This window comes from Pseudoalteromonas ardens (assembly GCF_030125445.1).
GTDB classification, from domain to species: domain Bacteria; phylum Pseudomonadota; class Gammaproteobacteria; order Enterobacterales; family Alteromonadaceae; genus Pseudoalteromonas; species Pseudoalteromonas ardens.
This window is the reverse complement of the sequence record NZ_JASJUV010000002.1, coordinates 1,059,923-1,080,203: the sequence shown is the minus strand read 5'-3', so window position 1 is coordinate 1,080,203 and position 20,281 is coordinate 1,059,923. Positions and strand designations below refer to the sequence as shown.

13 protein-coding genes are annotated in these 20,281 nt (G+C 47.9%); 4 read left to right on the top strand and 9 right to left on the bottom strand.

Annotated elements, in window-relative coordinates:
• Positions 1-138: 138 nt before the first annotated feature.
• A complete protein-coding gene (locus tag QNM19_RS09805; RefSeq protein WP_284026640.1) occupies positions 139-1,227 on the bottom strand; it encodes an efflux RND transporter periplasmic adaptor subunit in 1,089 nt (362 codons plus the stop codon).
• A 9-nt stretch (positions 1,228-1,236) separates the two neighbouring features.
• Positions 1,237-4,359 carry an efflux RND transporter permease subunit gene (locus QNM19_RS09800; RefSeq protein WP_049866122.1) on the bottom strand — a complete coding sequence of 1,041 codons (3,123 nt, stop codon included), beginning with the start codon at positions 4,357-4,359 and terminating at the stop codon, positions 1,237-1,239.
• A 432-nt stretch (positions 4,360-4,791) separates the two neighbouring features.
• Between QNM19_RS09800 and QNM19_RS09795 the strand changes: the two genes are divergently transcribed.
• The gene (locus QNM19_RS09795) at positions 4,792-5,250 is read left to right on the top strand and encodes a hypothetical protein (protein ID WP_049866120.1); all 459 of its coding nucleotides are present in this window, start codon (positions 4,792-4,794) and stop codon (positions 5,248-5,250) included.
• A 42-nt stretch (positions 5,251-5,292) separates the two neighbouring features.
• Here the strand turns inward: QNM19_RS09795 and QNM19_RS09790 are convergent, their stop codons facing one another.
• From QNM19_RS09790 to dinG, 7 genes are all read right to left on the bottom strand, one after another.
• Positions 5,293-6,087 (bottom strand): NPP1 family protein, encoded by a 795-nt coding sequence (locus QNM19_RS09790; RefSeq protein ID WP_049866119.1) that lies wholly within the window; start codon positions 6,085-6,087, stop codon positions 5,293-5,295.
• Positions 6,088-6,172: 85 nt separating this feature from the next.
• Positions 6,173-6,337, bottom strand: a complete 165-nt coding sequence (locus QNM19_RS09785) for a YbaM family protein (RefSeq protein WP_082225578.1) — start codon at positions 6,335-6,337, stop codon at positions 6,173-6,175.
• Positions 6,334-6,606, bottom strand: a complete 273-nt coding sequence (locus QNM19_RS09780; RefSeq protein ID WP_049866118.1) for a late competence development ComFB family protein — start codon at positions 6,604-6,606, stop codon at positions 6,334-6,336. Before QNM19_RS09780 ends, QNM19_RS09785 begins: the two co-directional genes overlap by 4 nt.
• A gap of 104 nt (positions 6,607-6,710) precedes the next feature.
• Positions 6,711-7,637 (bottom strand): histone deacetylase family protein, encoded by a 927-nt coding sequence (locus QNM19_RS09775; RefSeq protein ID WP_284026639.1) that lies wholly within the window; start codon positions 7,635-7,637, stop codon positions 6,711-6,713.
• Positions 7,638-7,656: 19 nt separating this feature from the next.
• Positions 7,657-8,256, bottom strand: coding sequence for a primosomal replication protein (locus QNM19_RS09770; protein WP_284026638.1), 600 nt, complete (start codon positions 8,254-8,256; stop codon positions 7,657-7,659).
• Positions 8,253-9,032 (bottom strand): TSUP family transporter, encoded by a 780-nt coding sequence (locus QNM19_RS09765; protein ID WP_049864832.1) that lies wholly within the window; start codon positions 9,030-9,032, stop codon positions 8,253-8,255. The genes QNM19_RS09770 and QNM19_RS09765 overlap by 4 nt, the downstream gene beginning before the upstream one ends.
• 3 nt (positions 9,033-9,035) lie before the next feature.
• Entirely contained in the window at positions 9,036-11,105 is a 2,070-nt protein-coding gene (dinG, locus tag QNM19_RS09760) for an ATP-dependent DNA helicase DinG (RefSeq protein ID WP_049864831.1), read from the bottom strand.
• 67 nt (positions 11,106-11,172) lie between these two features.
• Here dinG and QNM19_RS09755 point away from each other — a divergent pair, with 67 nt between their 5' ends.
• The 3 genes from QNM19_RS09755 (at position 11,173) to QNM19_RS09745 (ending at position 19,965) form a co-directional block, all read left to right on the top strand.
• A complete protein-coding gene (locus QNM19_RS09755; protein WP_049864830.1) occupies positions 11,173-13,515 on the top strand; it encodes a DNA polymerase II in 2,343 nt (780 codons plus the stop codon).
• A 516-nt stretch (positions 13,516-14,031) separates the two neighbouring features.
• Complete coding sequence (locus QNM19_RS09750; RefSeq protein WP_284026637.1) at positions 14,032-16,671, top strand: TonB-dependent receptor plug domain-containing protein; 2,640 nt, start codon at positions 14,032-14,034, stop codon at positions 16,669-16,671.
• Between the two features lie 480 nt (positions 16,672-17,151).
• Entirely contained in the window at positions 17,152-19,965 is a 2,814-nt protein-coding gene (locus tag QNM19_RS09745) for a TonB-dependent receptor (RefSeq protein WP_049864826.1), read from the top strand.
• Positions 19,966-20,281: the final 316 nt, after the last annotated feature.

Genomic DNA, 20,281 nt, shown 5'->3' with positions numbered 1-20,281 from the left:
AGGATATACCAGTTAAAAACGCTTAAATTGATAAAAGTGTGCTTATTAAAAAATATTAAATCTTTGATTTTGTTAGATTGAATTTAAAAATGAGCCTTAGCTCTTCCTTAAGCAGGCTCATTGGGCTAGTAAGCTGTATTAATTTTGTACCTCAACTTCCTGACCATCGGTCAGTCGCTCTGCGCCGCGTACTGCAACTCTGTCTCCTGCGATAAGCTGATGGCTTGGCTTGGGGGTAATAGCCACTTGCTGGCCCTGACCCTGGCCGACAGTCACGGGGATTTGTGTTGCAGTATTACTGGCATCGATTTTCACTACATGAATACCCTGTTTGCGCAAGATCAGTGCATCACGATTAACTAATAATGCCTGGTCGCTGGCTGCCAGTGGCACGGATACATCTACCAGTTGTCCCACTGCCCAGTGTTGCTGGCTATCTGACTCTTCCGGCTGGTCGAGCATCGCGCGCACTTCAAAGGTTTGCGAGCGCGGATCGGTGGCTGGGATCACGGCACTGACCTGCGCGGTTGTGGTTTGCGGGGCATCTAAATTACCGGCACTCACAGGTAAGGATTGGCCTGTGCGCACATAGCTGAGGTATTTCACGGGGACATACAGGCGTGCCTCAAGCTGGTGGATGTCCACCAGGTTCAGTAATTCATCAGCCCGGCTGACGTCTCGACCGGCGCGATGGTAACGTTTGCTAATGATGCCTGAGAATGGAGCTGTTACCGTTGCCCGGTTGAGTTGATCTTCAATCACTCTGAGCTCAACCTGTGCCAGCGCGATATCTGAGATCACCAAATCATGGGCATTTTGCACTTTGTCTACCTGACTGGCTGCGGCACTGCTGGTTTTAGCCAGTTCAGTCAGGCGTGCGAGTTCTTGTTTCTGAAATCGTAAATTCACTCGGGCGCGTTTGAGCATCTCCAGCTGGCGTGCTTTTTCCAGCTCAAGCGGCAGGGTATCCATTCGTACCAGCACATCACCTTTATCAACTTCCAAACCGGGCTCTGCAACGTAGTGCAATCGGCCAGACACACCGGCCGTGATGACCATATCACGCTTGCCATGCAAGGTCCCGTTGACGGCCAGCTGACTGGTAAGCTGGCCCTGAGATACAGGCTCAACTGTCACAGGCTGGGCTGCGTTAACCAGCTGACTGAAGCTGACGGCACTGGTCAAAAGGACGGTGACCAGAGCGTGTTTATATTGACTTGCAAACATTGTGGACTCCTACTGATTCGCGACCAGATTTAACTGAGGTTTGTTGTTATCGTTATTGACCTTCGAGGTTGGTTGTTTATCCGCACCAAGTTGTAACAGACTGGGCATCAGGACCAGCGTAAACAGGGCACTAATGGCCATGCCGCCGACGATAACCGTAGCCAGGCCACGATAAATCTCTGATCCAACGCCGGGCATCAGCATCAGTGGTAGCATGCCAAACAGGCTGGTCAGCGTACTGAGATAGACTGGTCGGGCGCGCATTAAGACGGCCTGCTCGACGGCATCACGGCGGCTCATACCCTGCGCTTGCGCGTGGCGGGTCTGATCAACCAGCAAAATCGCGTTGTTGACTACCAGGCCCAGCAAGATGATAAAGCCGATCATGGTGAGCAGGTCTAAAGACTGGAAGGCAAACAGGTTGAGCACATAGAGTGCGACAACACCACCGGCAATGGCCAGTGGCATCACGAGCAGCACCAAGGCGCTGTCGCGGACCGATTTAAATAATGCAGTCATCAGTAAAAATAAAATAAACAGAGCGAGGAAGAAGTTGAGGGTCATTTCTTCTATCGCGCTATTCATTTTTTGCGCATTTCCGCCGAGGATCACACCGGCCGTTTCTGGTAATTGTGCTTTGATCTTAGGCATTACTTGCTCGGTCAGGATTGCCTGTGCTTGCTGCAGGCTCATCTCTGCAGGTGGCGTGACTATGATGCTGACTGTGCGACGGCCATTGATCCTTTGGAGCTGGCTGGGCCCCACGGTACGGGTGACCTGGGCAAGCTCGCCCAGTGTCTGGATCCCGGCATCTGGCGTGAACACAGGCAAAGCTTTAAGCTCTTCCGGTGTTTGCCACGTCTGACCACGTAAAATAACGTTCATCCGCTCGTTGCCGTTAAAGTATTCATTGATAAATAATCCACCGGTAAACGCTTGTACTGCCTGCGAGACATCCTGACGAGTCAGCCCAGCCTGAGTAATACGGCGGTCATTGGGATGCAGCCTGAGCTCCGGCTCTGCCATATCCAGACGAGGCTGAGGGCGTGCTGTGGCGTCAGGCATTGCAGTTTGCACCGCTTGCAGGGCAACTTCTGCCCCGGCAACCAGGTCGTCCATATTTGGCCCGGTGAGTTCAATGTTGATATCGCGACCGTCACCGCCGTTGGCAATGTTGATCATCGATCCCCGGAAAAAGAACACCTGAGTATCTGGCAAGTCAACAAAGATTTCTTCCCGGGCCACTTGCATTAACTCCTCAACCCGCTGCGGATCTGCGGAGTAAATAAACCCACCGGCATTGGCACCAAAAATGTAAAAGTTGAAGTCTTTGATCCCGGGTTGCTTGTCGCCGTGATAATAAGGCATCAGCCGTGCTCTGACGCGTTTCAACAGCTCTTCTTCCATATAGGCCATATTGCCACCGGGGGGCGTGACCAGATTGAAGAAAAAGCCGTCTGTTGGGGCGCGTGGCATGAAGTCAGTTTTTGGCAGCATGGTCAGTGTGACGAGTGCAGAGCCGCCGAGTAAGGCACAAACCCAGCTGAGTTGTTTTAACTTGCTGTTGGTCAGACGCATGATGAGAGCGGTCAGTTTGTGCCAATAGTGTTTGTAAGGGTCGGTTTGCGTTTTGCTATCAGGCAAATAGCGGTTGGCGACTGGAATAATGGTCAGGGCACATAATAAGGAAGCGACAACAGCGATGGAGAGGGTCAATGCCAGGTCGGAAAATAATTGCCCCTCAATACCTGCCATGAATAAGATGGGCAGAAAGATGGCGACGCTGGTGGCTGTAGAGGCAAACAGGGCACCGGCAACCTGTCCCGCACCGCGTAAAGCCGCCTTATAGTTGTCGAACCCGCTAGACTTCAGACGAGCGATATTTTCCTGCACTATGATGGCCGCATCCAGAACGAGGCCGACAGCGAAGGCCAGTCCTGCCAGAGAAATCACGTTCAGGCTGCGCTCGAACGCATTGAGGGCTAAAAAAGCAACCATCAGAGAGACCGGTATCGTCGCTGCGATGATCAGCGTGGTTTTTATCCCTCTAAAGAACAGCCAGAGAATGGCAAGGGACAATAATACGCCCAGTCCGAGATTGCTCTTTACCAATAATAATGCATTTCTAATATGGATAGAGGCATCGTAGCTGAGCTCAATTGCAATGCCTGCTTCAGGCAGCGGGCCTGCGTTTAGTTCGGCTATCGCCTGGTTGATGCCATCAAGCAGGGCCACTGTGTTGGCTCCATTAGCTCGGGAGACGGTGATATAATAGGCCGGCTTGCCGTTACGGCCACTCATCGCCCGGCGGTCGGAGTAGGTTTCGGCAACGGTAGCGACATCACCGAGGTAGATGGGGCGATCCTGAGAATAGCCAATGCGCATTTGCAGCATATCCTGAAGATCATATTGGCCGGTAAAGCGCACAGTGTATTGACGTCGCCCGACATCGACCAGGCCCCCTGAGGTATCTCTGGAGCTGGCCAGAGTTTGTCTGATCTGTCCTAACGTGAGCCCCAGAGCGGCCGCTTTGTGAGGATCGAAGGTAATGCGCAGCTCTTTTGGCCGCTCACTGGCAAGGTTGACCCGGGCAACGCCCGGAATGCTTGCAAGGCGTGGCTCAATGAGTTCTTCAATGGTTTTTTGGTACTGTGCCATATCCAGGTCTAAGCCATCACCTTGGTAGTTTAGCGGGGTGACGAGCAAAGAGGCCGCATTTGGTCCGGCAGGACCACCATTACCACCAGCACTGACCACCGGGTCAATGGCGTCCAATGGCAGTGGCGGCGCCTGATTTAGGTTAGTCAGGACATCCAGCATTGCTTGCTGCATGTCAGTACCGACTGCAAAAGTTAAGGAGATAAAGCCGTTGCCACGGTTGATGGTGGTGTTGACCTCCAGCGCGCCTGGCGTATTTTTAACCGCGTTTTCCAGAGGTTCTATGATAACGGATTCGATTTCTTCGGGAGCCGCTTCCCGCCAGCCAGAAAATATGGTTATTTGTGGTTGTTCTATATCCGGCGTAAGTTGGATCGGTAACTTAAAAATACTGAGAATGCCAAACAGTATTAGCAGCACCAGGATCACGATGACAGCGGCAGGGTTTTTCAGTGAATTGCGTGTCAGGTTCATAACAACGTCCAAGTGTTGAGCTTCACTGTGCAGTTTAATGAAATGACAAAAAACTGCTAGCATCAGGTAAGCCCGCTTTTTTGAATATCACGACAAATAGCAACATATTAGCGATGATTGACCAAGCTGTAATACCTTGTAACGATTTCATCAAATTAGACACATTTCAGACTGCCACAGCCCGGTACTTTCTGAGTGTTTTTTAAACGAGTACCAGATTAAGTACGCTTGGCTCAGTGAGGGTGAAAATGTACTGAGTGAGTCATTGATTTCCTAATCCAGATCAGAAAATGTCATGAAAAAAACGGTGAATTGACTACTTTTTGACAATAATTTCCGGTAAGCTTCGCGCGCATTCCTAGGTACAATCCTAATTTAGTATGGGATTGACCGAACGGACCAAGATGAATTGAGCTTAGAAGGAGAGTTGAGATGTTTGTTGCGTTAAAGTGGGATCACCAGATAGGGGCCCATTTTGTTTCCTGGATTGTCGTTGAATGTTCGGCCGTAAGAGAGAAGTTTGGCTTGCCTCAGGCCCTGCCACCGCGCCGTGATGTCGCCTATTTTGTCGACCCTGCCACTGCCGAGGAAGACGCAAAAGCGTTCGCCGATTATAAAAATGGCGTCACCAGCATTGAAACCAGTGGCGACTACGCGCCTTATCTGTCTGACCATCACGGTTACTGCCACTACAGCTGGGATCACACTTACCTGGAAGAGCTGGTCAAACATGCTGTATTGTATTGGGAAGATGGTAAGCACGCCCAGCCGGAGCCTGTGCGCGATGATGTTGCGTATTTTGCCTGCCCTAGTGACTCAGAAGCAGACAGTCGCTTTTTCGCCCAGTATAAATTGCAAACTTCTGCTGAGGCACTCGCGAAAACAGCGTAGCAATGTGGCCCACTTTTGCCGTGGGCCAGATAGATGTTTAGGTTACTGAGCTGCTAATACGTCAGCCGTGCTATAGGTCGGATAGCCTGAAGGCTTGAATCGGTTGAGGTTAGTCAGGAAACGGCTGTCTTTTACTGGTAAAGTTGCTGAGCCGTAGTCATATTGGTTCAGCTTGTCACGCAAACCCTGATTGTCTATGCCATCTCCCGACATGGTATACCAACTGATGATATTTGGTGTCACAAAGCGGTTGTAATCGTTCTCAGCCACTTCATTCGATTTGGCGAAACGAAATGCATGGGTCAGAATGCCATCTTTGTGGTAGACAATTTTCAGATGGCCGTTTTCGAAAGGTAATTCATTGGCTGGTTTTGTATAGAGGTCACCGTGGGCGCTGTAGCTGCCATGGGTTATTTGACCATCTTTAGTCCATACCGCTGCATATTCCCAGTCATGGCGATGCCCACCGCCGAAGTATGGAAATACCTGATCTTTTTTAAAGTACATTGCATAGAAGTGACCACAGAAACGACCCTGATCGGTTTCTTTACAGGCATGACGATGAACCGTGTTTGACGTGTTTAAGAATTGGCTGTCACGGCAACTGCCACCCAGACTGCCAGAGGTTTTTAACCCTGCATTTTGCTGTCCGCTACGGCTGATCCCCGCACTGGGCAGGCATCCGTCACCATCAAAATCGAATACAGGTTCGGTCCCATTGATTGCATAGCCAGAAGGTAAGGCTTGATCGAGTGCTGCAAAGTCATTTGCCAGGGCCCCGCCACTAAGCAGGGCGGTCGTTACTAGGGTGAGTGCACGTAGGTTTAGTGTTGTCATGTTTGTTCCTTACATCATAAATTGTCGTCATTGTGAGACGATAATGTGACATATAGGTAAACATAATGTGAAGTTTTTTGTTGTTTTAGAGTAAGCTATCTGTATCCAGCTTTTTGGCAAAATCTGCCTGAACGATTTCAAGTGCGGCGAGCACCTGATCTGCCGGTACATTATTTTCTTCCAGCAACATGATTAGATCTACGGCCAATTTAATGTGCTCAGGTGCATGTTCTAAGGTATTTTGGGTCATGGCTGAAATTGTTTCTTTTTCGAAATTTGTGAAAGTGCATAATCAACGGCTTCCTTAACCCGTGCTTCCATCTCGGTTCTTTCGTCTGTCGGCAGATAAAACTCCATGTCGACATCGAAGCGAATATAGCGAGCAGGTAACCGGTTCAGTGCGGTACAACACAGGTCGGCCATGACATCTTCATCATACTTGTGGTCAAGGCCGCGTTGCTCAATATTTTCGAGCACAATCTTTTCGTAATAATTGTGCAAATCATCATGAAGTTTCATTGTCATGCTCCATTTTGAAGTTATTGTAATTGTACAACATAAACCACCTCAGTGGTTAATGCCAGCGGCAATTTTTAACGACAGGTGTGTGGATAAATGTGTTGTTATTTAAGGGACTTTGAGACAGTGAAACGTTCCGGCCAGACCTGCTGCAATGCCATAAAAAGCTGCATATGCACGTTGACTAAACGACTAACCGTACGCTGATAACCGCCGCCAAGCGCTGCCATCAAAGGAATACCCTGCTGCCTGGCATGGCCTAATACCTGTGTATCTCTTGCCAGTACACCTTCCAGGCTAACCGCTAAATGCCCGAGTTCATCAAGGCGATATATATCTGCCCCGGCATTGTAAAGGATGATGTCTGGTTGATGGAGGCGGGTGCACAAAGACAGGGCGTCGCTGAGTGTTGCCAGATACGTAGCATCTGAGCAATCGACCGGTAAGGCAAAGTCGTAATCGGATTGACGTTTCAGTTTGGGAAAATTCTGCTCACAATGCAGCGAGCAAGTGATTATTTGCGTATCGTCAGCCAGGATTTCTGCACTGCCATCACCTTGGTGCACATCACAGTCTAGCAGTAATACCGTATCGGCCTGACCGGTTTGAATAAGGTATCTGGCAGCAATGGCCAAATCGTTGAAGATACAAAAGCCGGCAGCCCGGTCGCTAAAAGCATGATGATAACCACCGCTCAGGTTGGCAGCAAAGCCATCGCTGAGTGCCTGTTGAGCAGCTTCTAATGTTGCCCCCACGGAACGTAACGTACGCTCAACTAATTGCTCTGACCAGGGAAACCCCATTCGTTTGACTGCGCTGTCGGGCAATGTGCCATTAAGAAACGCAGAGACATACTCGGGATCATGGCATAAAGTGAGTTTCGCCGGTGAAGCGATTAAATTTGGTTGGGTCAGCCAGCTGGCACACGGGGTCTGTAACAGCTGTTGATAGAGCAGGCGATATTTCTCAATGGGAAACCTGTGCTTAGGGGGCAAGGATAGCGCACTGTAGCTGGGATGGTAAAACAACATAGCGGTACTATTCCTCTGTTCAGGAACGACGCTGTTTTTCTTGCTGCTGAATCTTATCCTCGGTCGCACTGATGGCCTTTCGGCACCGCCCAAGTCGGCCGTGCAGGGCAAGGATCTCTTTGTTTAGCTGGCTTGCCTGCTCGGGCGATGCTTTGATCAGTTGGTCCTGACGCAGCGAGATCATTTCTTGCAGTCGCCGCTCGAATTCGTGATTTTGAGATAATTCCTGATAGAGTTCATGAGACGGTTGCATGATCTTTTTCACGGCCTGACGGTACACTTTTGCCTTTTTATGTGGCTGAAAGCGGTTTTCCTTGGCCCAGACCCCGGTTGATTTAAGCACCTTAATAATGGCTTCAATTTGTTCGCCAATGTGTTCCACTGCATATTGCAAAGCATGACGCTGCGACTGTGGGGGCAAGTTTGCGACTGCTTCTTTCACTTCATCCACATAGTCACTGAGCTTCAGACTTTTGCTACGAAACACGTGGCTGTCAAACAGGCTGGGTTGTGACTGAATATAGCGATTTTTATCAAACCATTTTGCTTTATCGAATTGCTCAGCATGATGTTGCAACTCGTCAACGCGTTGTCTGAGTTTCTCCAATGGCTGACTCATACCATGTAGGCCTCAACTATTAATTTAGCGGTCAATACGATCACCACAGCATTAAATAAGGGTTTAATCAGTCGGCTGCCAAATTTGATTGCTGAATGCGCACCAAGCCAGGCGCCCAGCATCAGAAATGCACCCATGGTCAGCCCCAGCATAAAATTGACATGACCTAATGCGACAAACGTGATCAGGGAAATGAAGTTCGAGACAAAGTTCATTGAACGCGCCAGACCACAATTAAGTAATAGACTCATTTTGTATAGCATGTCATTAGATGCTGTCCAAAAAGTGCCTGTGCCGGGACCAGCCAGACCATCAAAAAAGCCCAGGGACAGCCCTTGTAGCCACTGTTTAACTTTCAGCACGCCAGTCTTTTTCGGTAAGTCGATGGAGTCGCTGTGACTCATTTTGCCAAACAGGCTATACAAAGCGACCAACAAAATGATGACCGGAATGAGCTTATTGAGAAATTCAATGCTCAGAGAGTCAACCAGCAAAGTGCCCAGCGCAGCACCAATGGCCGTGGCCAGAACTGAGGCAGCCCAAAATCTTGGATTAAAGAGGTTTTGTTTGTAATAGGTGAAGCTGGCGGTTAACGATCCGAAGCTGGCTGCCAATTTGTTGGTGCCCAGTGCCACGTGAGGTGGCAGGCCTGCGGTGAGTAAGGCAGGTACAGTGAGCATGCCGCCACCGCCGGCAATCGCATCAATAAAACCAGCGGCTAGTGCAACTGTACATAGTAAAGCCCAGGTAGCTGGGTCTAAAGCAAATTCGAGCATGGATTAGTCTATTTGTTTTGCAAAGGGTGGCAGCGTATCCAGCATCGCCTTGCCGTATCGTTTAGTAACCAGGCGTCTGTCAAGTATGGTGATGCGGCCAGAATCCGTTTCTTTGCGCAGCAGTCTACCACAGCTTTGCACTAATTTCTTGGCAGCATCCGGCACAGTGATAGATAAAAACGGGTTGCCGCCCTTTGACTGAATAAATTCAGCTTGTGCTTCCTCTACCGGAGAGGTGGGAACGGCAAAGGGGATTTTGGTGATCACCAGGTTTTCGAGATATTTGCCTGGCAAATCGAGTCCTTCTGATAAGCTCTGAGTACCAAATAAAATACTGCCCGCACCCAGGTCGATGGCCGCCTGGTGGCGTTTCAATAGCTCTTCACGAGATAGCTCACCTTGTACCAGGATCTGCCAGTCTTGTTTTCGCAGCTTAGCAACCACGTGATCCATCTGCCAGTAGGAGGCAAACAGAACCAGATTGGCTTTCTTCTTGTCCATGTAATCAGGCAAAGCCTCGGCCAGATAGTCGCTAAACGCTTTATCTGTGGGATCGGTTTTTGTTTGGGGAATATGCAGCTGCGCCTGTTTCGCATAATCAAATGGCGAGTCGGCTTTGATGTATTTGACGCCGGGTTCATTACTGAGCCCACTTTCGCGCGCGAAGTGATCAAAGTTGCCCATGGCACTAAGGGTAGCAGAACACAGCACAGCACCGGCGCACTCACGCCAGAGGTGATCTTTGAGGTAAAAGCCAACTTCTATCGGGCAGTCGCACAACAAATAGTCATGGTGATGTTTGTAATCGAGACGTTTGATCCAGCGAGCATGAGGTGTGCCTTCGCCCTTTGTTGCATAGCTGAACCACAGCTTATTGAGCTGCTCCAGACGATTAATATACTGGCCGCTTTCGGCCAAGATGGGATCGGCAATAAATCCTTGCACGTCACCGTCATTCACGTCCAGTGTCAGCGCATCATGCATCTTGCTCAGTGCCCGAAGTGCATCCTGAGTTGCATCGGCAATGTCTTTGGCCCGAGCTTTGAGTTGCTCTGGCACTTCACCATGTAAGAAGCGGTGCGTGTCATCATCATTATAGCTGTAGTCAGACTGATCCAGCATGTCTCTGACCTGGCGTAATACCTTGTTGGCGTCATTAGCGGTATCGTTAAGCTTAAAGTTTTGTCCGATGGCTTTTTGAGAGACTACGACATTGGCCATTTTACCGCTGAATTTGAGTAGCTTATCGAGCCAATCTATGGTGCCTTTAATGGTTGCGGCAGCCGAAGAAAAGTCGCGGGTAATATGCGGTAAATGGTGAGCTTCATCGATGACGTAAAAGGTATCTTCGGGGTCGCTTAAAATCGTTCCGCCCCCGAGTTCCAGATCAGCCAGTAACAAGGCGTGATTGATCACCAATACATCCATTTGGGCAATTTTTTGTCTGGCGAGGTGAAAAGGGCACAGATTATGAGATTTCAATTGTCGTTGGCAGGCATGCTTATCACAGGCAATGAGATTCCAGACTTTGTCGGGAATGGTGTCTGCCCAACTATCTCTGTCACCCTGCCAGCGTTTATCCTGATAGGCTTTCGCCAGTTCCTGTAAACAGCGCTGCTCCATGGCAGATAAAGGCGCACTGGTGGTGGGCATAAGAGACATTTGTGTCTCTTCGCCGCTCACGGCAGCCAGCAGTTTTTGTACGCAGATGTAGCGCTGACGCCCTTTAACCAGGTCAAATTTGAAATCGAGCCCTGAATGCTCTCTAAAAAAGGGCAGCTCTTTATTCAGCAACTGTTCCTGCAGAGCCACGGTGGCAGTGGAGATGATCAGCTTTTTCTTTTTTGCCAATGCCATGGGAAGTGCACCTAGGCAGTAAGCCAGCGATTTACCGGTGCCGGTCCCTGCCTCAATGACGCAAACACGCTGAGACTTGTGATAGTCGCCTCCCAGCGTTTTAGCGATTTCTGCGACCAGATAATTTTGCCCGGCGCGAGGGCGATAGCCTTCCAGTTGTTCAGCAATATTGGTGTGTGCCTGGCGGATGGTTTTTTTTAAAGAATCTGACAGCATGTAGGATCGCTTAAGCAAAAAAGTATGGATATAATTACAGGTATTCTATTCTAGGCGGGGATCCCCTTTGGCACAAGCGGTATATCAGGGCTTTATCCTTTCACGGCAGCAAATCCACCTTAACAACCGGTTGCACCTCTGTTATTGGCTGAAATCTGCCGCAGGCTTGTTAAAGGTGATCACCGAGGCACAACAAGCGGTGCTGTTTACTCGCACTGAGGACGCTGAAAAAGCGCAGACTCTCCTGGCGGGACAAGTCAAGGGGGTGGAGTTCCGACCGCTTGCACTTAAACACTTTGATCAATCCGCTGTGACGGGCCTTTATTGCCGTACATTGAGTAGCTACTACCAGTGCAAGGAGCATCTGAGCGATCAGGTTACCTTATATGAAGCTGACATTCGTCATGCGGATCGCTATTTGATGGAGCGCTTTATACGCGGTGGTGCCTGGGTATCCGGTCATGCAGTGAAAAAAGCCGGCTATATCGAGATCCAGCAAGCTCGGCTGAAACCTGCACCGCATTATGTGCCTGAGTTGTCTATGTTGTCGCTGGATATAGAATGTAGTGGAGAAGGGGTGTTGTTTTCAGTTGGACTGGTGACGCAAACACAGCGGCGCGTCATCATGATTGGAGACCCTCAGGCAAGTAATGTGGATGTTCGCTGGGTTGATGATGAATTGGCTCTGTTGCAGGCATTAGTCGAGGAAGTTAACCGCCTCGATCCTGACGTGATCATAGGCTGGAACGTGATTGAGTTCGATTGTGTTGTGCTTCATGAGCGTTCAGAAGCATTAGGCGTCTCATTGAGTATTGGCCGGGATGGCACCCCAATACAGGTATCCAAAGGAAATTTTACCCGTGTGCTGGTAGCTGGTCGGGTGGTGCTGGATGGCATAGATACGATGAAGAATGCCACTTACCATTTTGAAACTTTTAAGCTGAGCTATGTGGCCCAGCAGGTACTGGGGGAAAGCAAATTACTTACTCAGGATGACAGGCTGGAGGAGATCATCCGCCTTTTTCACCATGATAAGCCCGCACTTGCGGCCTATAACCTGCAAGATTGCGTATTAGTCTGGGATATTTTTACTCAGTTATCTTTGCTTGAGTTTGCTATTGCCCGAACTCAGTTAACCGGTCTTGAGCTCGAGCGTATGGGTGGCTCAGTGGCTGCATTTACAAACTTGTATCTGCCGTTATTGCATCGCAGCGGTTATATCGCGCCGAACCTGGGGGAACATGGCCTGACATTCGACAGTCCCGGAGGGTATGTGATGGACTCGCGGCCCGGGTTATATCAAAATGTGCTGGTGCTGGACTTCAAAAGCCTTTATCCCTCTATTATACGTACTTTCCACATCGATCCTATGGGACTCATCGAAGGGCTTATTGCCCCTGACAATGCAATTAGCGGATTCAATGAAGGCGCTTTTTCCAGAACCTATCATCATTTACCTAAGTTGGTAGCCCAGCTGGCTCAAGCCCGACAGGAAGCCAAAGATCGGGGCGAAAAAATGCTGCAACAGGCCATCAAGATCATTATGAATAGCCTGTACGGGGTACTGGGGTCTCGGGGGTGCCGATTTTATGACCCGCGATTGTCCAGTTCAATAACGCTGCGTGGCCACGAAATTATGCAGACCACACGTCGCTGGATTGAAGAAATGGGCTACGAGGTGATCTATGGTGATACAGATTCAACCTTTGTATGTGTGCCAGAGTCTTTGTCTCCCGCACAGTGCCAGCAGCTTGGTGAGCGCCTGATGAAAGAAATTAACCAACGCTGGGCACAGCAGGTTGACAGCCAGTTTAGCTTGCCCAGCTATCTGGAAATTGAGTTTGAAACCCACTACAGCCCGTTCTTTATGCCGACTATCCGTGGTCAGGAAACGGGATCAAAAAAGCGTTATGTCGGTCAGGTCCAAACGGAGCAGGGGGTCGAATTAGTGTTTAAAGGGTTGGAAACGGTGCGTAGTGACTGGACCGAGATTGCCAAAGAGTATCAGCAGGCAGTGATCCGGGCTTTATTTGATAACAAAGATGTGGTTGCGGTAACGGAGCAATACATTGCGTTGATTAACAGCGGTCAGATTGATGATAAGTTGGTCTACAAGAAACGCCTGGGCAAACCGCTGAATGCCTATGTTAAGAATATCCCACCTCATGTCAGGGCTGCGAAAGAAGCACACAGTCGTGGGTCTGCGAGAAATCTGGGTAAGGGGAGCCAGGTTGCCTACTATATAAGTACAACAGGTCCGAAGCTGGTTCAGGGCGTGTTATCTAGCCCAGATTACAGCCACTATATAGAAAAACAGATTTTACCTATTTACCAGATGCTACCGGATGTTGACCTGGATGCCATTACCTTAAATGGTCAACGAACGCTGGATTGGTCCTCAGATTTGTAATAGCGTGCAAGCGGTTTTTTAGCTGCTTGTAAGCAAAATTTATTTTCCGTTTATTTGGCGCTCATCACAGAAAATCAAGTGAAACAAAGCTTTATTTGAATGTAAATACATACTAACAAAATTGGTAACGGTTTGTTTGGGTACTATTTTTCGCATAAAAAAGCAGCAAACAAACCAAATTTAAAAATATTTTTTTTAACTTAAATGCGACTTGCATTTCATTCCCTATATTGGTTCCTGTGTTCTTTATGAACAATCACCATGTGAATTCAATTAAAAAATACATTTATTTTGAAGTGAGTGGTAATTAACTTTAAAGCCCTGTTAAAAGCTTGGGTTTTCATTGTTTTATTGGTGTGCTTGTCTGTTAAGTCTGGTCGGTTTGACGCTTAACACAGGTCGCGATTAGTATCCGTCGCGAAAATTCAGAGACTGCAGAAATATACTCGGCAAGCTCGTTATAAATACCAACAATACTCATGCTTACCGCCACGTGTAAGCCCAGGGAGAAAACACATGTTGAACACTAAAGTAACTAAGGCCGTGCGTTTAGCACTGGCATTTGGTGCTGCGTCTACGGCTGTGATAGCACAGTCTGCAACTGCTCAGGAAGGTGCTGAAAAAGTAGAACGCATTGAAATCACAGGCTCGCGTATCAAGCGTGTCGACATGGAAGGTGCAAGCCCGGTTGAAGTAATCTCAACCGCTGAATTCGAAGGTCAGGGTCGTGTCTCTGTGGCCGAAGCACTACAAAGTGTGACGTCTAACAGCTTTGGTTCTGTTATCCCAAGCTCTGGTAACAGTGGTCAGTCACAGTCAACTGTGAGCCTGCTGGGTGCTGGCGCAGGTCGTACTCTGGTATTGATTGACGGTAAGCGTATGGGTAGCTCACCTTCACTGAATGGTGGTGGTGCTAACCTGAGCTCAATCCCGATGGCGGCGGTAGAGCGTATTGAAATTTTAAAAGATGGCGCTTCAGCTATCTATGGTTCTGACGCCATTGCCGGTGTTATCAACGTTATCCTGAAAAAAGATTTTGAAGGTGTGTCGTTCGATATTCAAGTCGGACGCCCTGAAGCAGAAGGTGCTGACACAAAGCAAATGTCAATGGCATTTGGTGTAAGCTCTGATAAGGGTAACATTACGTTTGTATATGATCACCAGCAGCGTAACCCAATCTTCTCTCGTGACCGCAGCTACACAGCAGCATCTATGGAAGATAAAAATGGTGACGGCCTAATCTCTATTTACGACGAGACTGTGGGTATTAGCTACTTTGGTGAAACATTTAAAAAGAAATCAGGTGGTGGTTATATCGCCTCACCTAAATGTGATGAGCTAACAAAAACCGTACCAGGCTTTGTTGGTGTGCTTGACCAGGGCAGCAACCTAGGTGGTGTTGGTGGCGGTGAAGTCTGTGCGTATGCTCATGCAGATGTTTCAGCCAACATGGCATCGACCAAGCGCGATTCTGCGATGGCCAGTGTTAACTATGAACTGACTGATGAGTTAGAGTTGTATGCACGAGCAATGTTCAGTCGTAACGACTCATTTGGCCGTTATGCACCGCCTGCTGACTATTTTGAAGATATGGCTGCGGACTCTCCGTTAAACCCAACTGGTGAAGTTGCAAACGGTTATTTCCGCTGGTACCAGACTGGTAATCGCGATGGTGAGGTTACGGATTATCAACAAGACTATACACTTGGCCTGAAGGGTATGTTTGGTGATACCGCTGAGTGGGAAGTTTCTTACCACAAAGCCAAGCTTGATTACCGTACAGCTGGTCGTTACTACCTGAGTGTGGCTGGTTTGTCGCACAATATTCTGAACGACATTTCACTTGACTCTGAAGAGGGTAAAGCGAATATGCGTGCCACCACTTACACTGAAAGCCAGAGTGAGCTGGATCACCTATTTGCTGGCCTGGGCTTTGAGTTGGGTGAACTAGAAGCCGGTGCGATTTCACATTATGTGGGCGCAGAATATTTCGATATGACTTTGGATCAGCGTTACGACGCGCAAAACGAAGCTGGCCTGATAGGCGGTGACGCTGGCGGCTCAGGTGCTGGTGAGCGTGATGTAACGGCGGTATTCTATGAGGTGGCTTTCCCTCTACTTGATAATCTGACACTAAGCGCTGCATATCGCTACGACGATTACAGTGACTTCGGTGGTGAAGGTAACCCAAGTGTGAAACTGGACTATCGTCCAATGGATGATCTGTTACTTCGTGCATCATACTCAGAAGGTTTCCGTGCACCATCTCTAAAAGAGCTGAATGCTAAAGATTCTAAAGGTAGCCCGCGTGTTACTGACTATGTAAACTGCGCTGCGCAAGGTACACCAGCTATCGAATGTAGCACGGTTGCAGTCAGTGAGGTGCGTAAGGGTAATGACCAGCTTGGTCCGGAAGAGTCGACCTATATGAACCTGGGCGTGGTTTACTCTGGCTTTGAAGATGTCTCAATCAAAGTTGATTACTTTGAGCTTGAAATTGACAATGTCATTTCAATCATTACTGCTCAGGATCTGGTTCATATTGAAAACGCCGGCAAGCTTGACGAAGTTAAGGCAAGATACTCATATGTTGGCATCGAGCGCGACGCTGATGGGGTTATCTCGAAGGCATATACTCAGTATGCTAACGGCGCTTCTATGTCTCGTAAAGGGTTTGACATTGACTTGTCTTACAAGCTAGAAACTTCGTTTGGTGACTTTAAGTTCAGAAATGTAACCACATTGCTGACAGAAGTAGGTGAAGATGTCTACTTCACTGGTCCTCGTGAAGATGAGAAGGGTGCGCCGGAAACACCTGAGTGGCGTTCTCAGTTCACTATTAACTACGCAGTTGATAACTATACTGTGAACTGGACTACAGACATCATTGCTGATACTTACGAGACGCAGTCTGTTGTTAAAGTAGATGGTAAAGAACCGTTCAATGTATACGATGGCTCGCTTCCGACCTACGTAACCCATAACCTGAACATGAAGTACTACAGCGATGGCTATGGTACATTCACGCTGGGTGCACGTAACCTGTTTGACAAAGGTGTGGTGTACGATAGCCAAGGTTTCTATGAAGACTATGCAATCTATAACACAGGCCACATTGGTCGTGAAATCTTTGCAGGTTATAACATCAGCTTCTAATTTGCAGATGAACTAATTCAGTAAAAAGCCCCGTTAGGGGCTTTTTTTTGGCCTCATTCCTAAGCCCATTGCGGGTCTGATATTCAAGCCTTACCTTCTTTGAACATTTCTCGTTCGTATCTCTTCTGACTATAAAGTGACCTCTGGCCGACCAATAAGTCCCATTGTTGCCCTGAAATCTATCGTTTCTAAGTCCGGTGTGATGGGTTGGAAAAATTGTACCCATTTCATACATTTTGTTCACAACCTCATGTTTAATATGTGGTTGTCTGTGTACTAAAGATCATCAAATAATATAAAAACTGTTAATATTTATCGTTCCTCATAAGGGTAATTGCAAAAAACACATCAGACTATGTTGACCTAGTGTCTAGTTGTTGTTTAAGATGCATCACTAAGTTACCGTTTTGGTAAAAATACAAAGCGTTTGTTAACGCAAAAAATAAATATAACCATCTTGTATGGTCCAGGGAGAATCCAATGTTAAATAACAAAGTAACAAAAGCGGTTCGCTTAGCGATCGCGTTTGGTGCTGTGTCAGCAACTGCGTTCGCAGCCAATGCTGAACAAGGCGAAGAGAAAATCGAGAAGATTGAAGTAACCGGTTCTGCTATCAAGCGTACAGACCTGGAAGGTGCTTTGCCTATCGATGTAATCGACGCTTCTGATATCGCAAAATCTGGTGTGACAAGTGTACCAGACCTAATTGCTAACCTGCCTGCGATGCAGGGTTTCACTGCTGCTGGTGAGTCAGTAGGTGGTGGCGGTGCCGGTATTCAAACTGCGTCACTTCGTAACCTTGGTGCTGAATACACGCTGGTTCTGGTTAACGGTCGTCGTATGGCTTCTTCAGATTCAGGTTCGAGCATCGACATTAACTCAATTCCTCTATCTGCGATTAAGCGCGTAGAAATTCTGAAAGATGGTGCTTCTGCATTGTACGGTTCAGACGCTATCGCGGGTGTTGTTAACTTCATTCTGAAAGATGACGTTCAATCTACAACTGTAAGTGCACGTTACGATAAGCCTTCAGATACATCTAGCTCAAACTTCTCTATCACAACAGGTTTCGGTGACCTGGACAGTGATGGCTTCAATGTCATGGTGAGCTATAGCCGTGATGAGCAGGATAACCTGCGTTCAATTGACCGTGATTTCGCAAAAACAGGCTTCGTTGAGTTTGAGCACGCAGGCCAAAACCTAGTTGCAATCGCGGGTTCTTCAAACGCGATCCCAGGTAACGCATATGTTAAATACTACCAGCGCGATGATGCTGGTGAGTTTGTACTGGATGACAACGGCAACCGTAAAACATCAACGTACTCTCTGAACCCGTACAAAGAAGTAAACGGTTCATGTCACACAACAAGTGCGCCTTCTGGTAATGCGTGTCAATTTGACTACACCAGCACGCTAGAAATTCAGCCAGAAAGTACGCGTGATAACTTGTTCCTGCAAGCTACTGCGGCAATTAACGACGACATGGAAGCATATGTAACTGCGTCTGCGTCTAAGTTCGAAATGATTACACGTATTGCTCCGTACCCAACTGGTGGTTTCTCTCTTGATGAAAACAGCCAGTTTGTACAAGACAACGTAATTACGCACCTACCTGATGCTGTTAAAGCTGATATGGTTGAAGGTGGCGTGTCAGCACGCTGGCGTGTACTTCCAGGTGGTAACCGTACTGATGAGTGGACTGCAACGACGTCTCACATCGTTGCTGGTCTGCGTGGTGAATTAAACGAGTGGTCTTATGACTTCGCCATCACCAGCTCAGGTGCAGAGCGTGAACAAGTTCGCCTTACTGGTTACCCGTTAGAGAAAGAGTTCATGGAACTGGTAACTTCTGGTCAAGTTAACATCTTTGACGCACCGGAAAACCTGTCTGACGAGCAAAACCAAATGGTTGCAAACACTATGTTTAACGGCCTTTGGGATACCACAGACACTGATTTGCTTGCTATTGAAGGTAAGACTTCAGGCGCAATCGCTGAACTGGATGCAGGTACTGTATACCTGGGTGTTGGTTTCGACTATCGCCAGTCAAGCTACTCACTAACCAATGGTGCAGGTCAAAATGCAGAGATCGTTCTGTTTGAATCTGCAGGTACTGAGTTCGACCTTGAGCGTGACAGCTACGGTGCGTTTGCAGAAGTTATCGTGCCAGTATTGGAAAACTTGGAAGTAACTGGTTCACTACGTTATGACGAAATCGGTGAAATCACTGATTCGAAACGTACAGGTAACCAGACTGTTAACGACAGCGTTGACGATACTACTTACAAGATCAGTCTTTCATACCGTCCTACTGACGAATTGTTGCTACGTGCAAGCTACGGTACAGGCTTTAAGGCTGCGACCATGCGTCAAATCGCAGCACCTCGTCTTGAGTTTGGTGTAACTTCATCTCCATATGATTGTCCGGCTGGCTTAGCTCCTGAAAAGGCACAATACTGTCACCAGGATAAACTGCAATATGATGTATTCCGTGAAGGTGAAAAAGACCTTCAACCTGAAACATCTAAGCAGTACACCTTCGGTTTCGTATGGGCTGGTGACACAGGTACAAGCTTTGGTATCGACTATTGGAACATCAAGATGGAGAACGAAGTTCGCCGTCTGACTCAGAACCAAATCTTCGGTGACCCGGTAACTTACGATGATCTGTTCACAACTAAAGTTGACAGAGGTACAGGCGATACAGTACTTGCTATCATCCAGCCTGCGCGTAACGTTGGTGAGTCTCGCACTTCAGGTATCGACTGGCATGTTGATTTCACAACTAACTTCTCGTTTGGTGAACTGAAGTCTAGCCTGATGGGTACATACCTAATCGAAGATGAGAGTCTGCGTGTAGGTACTACAGATGTTTGGGATACTAGCCTTGGTAAAGTAGGTACAGATGAAGAAGTTGCTTTCCGCAACATCATTAACTTCAACAACACGTTTACACATGGTGACTTCACGCACAGCCTGAACCTTAAGGCGCGTAGCGGTTACACAGATGCAAGCGCAGACGTTAGCTTCTATGTTGCTCAGGCAGACGATTGGGATTCAGCAGTAGACGGTAGTGTTATCCAGAAACACATCCCTGTTTACATGACGTTCGACTATCGTCTTGCTTACGCTTGGGGCGACAATGCAAACTTTGCATTCGGTATTAAGAACCTGTTCGACAAAGAGCCTCCGTTCACTCTGAACGCAGCAGCTGGTCACCAGGTTGGTTACGACCCGCGCTACGCTGACCCGTATGGTCGTACTTTCTACCTACAAGCAGATTACACATTCTAATTCTGCCTGACTAAGTAGAATCTTCTAACGAGCCCCTGCAACAAGCAGGGGCTTTTTTGTTGCAAAAATTCACAATCTCAATTATTGTGTTTTGTGCATCAATTAGCTTTTTACAAAATGCTTACACTCGTCTAAATCCTACCTTAATCAAATATTGTTATTCACTCTCTGAATGGGTCACCTTGATGTTATCAAAGTGATTAAATATCCATCAAATTTACGTAAAAAAAGGCCCTGAAACGGCTACGCATATGAGTCAGATAATTTAATTGTTGTAACCCTTTGTTTTTAAGGTGTTTTTTTGTTTCTTTTTTGG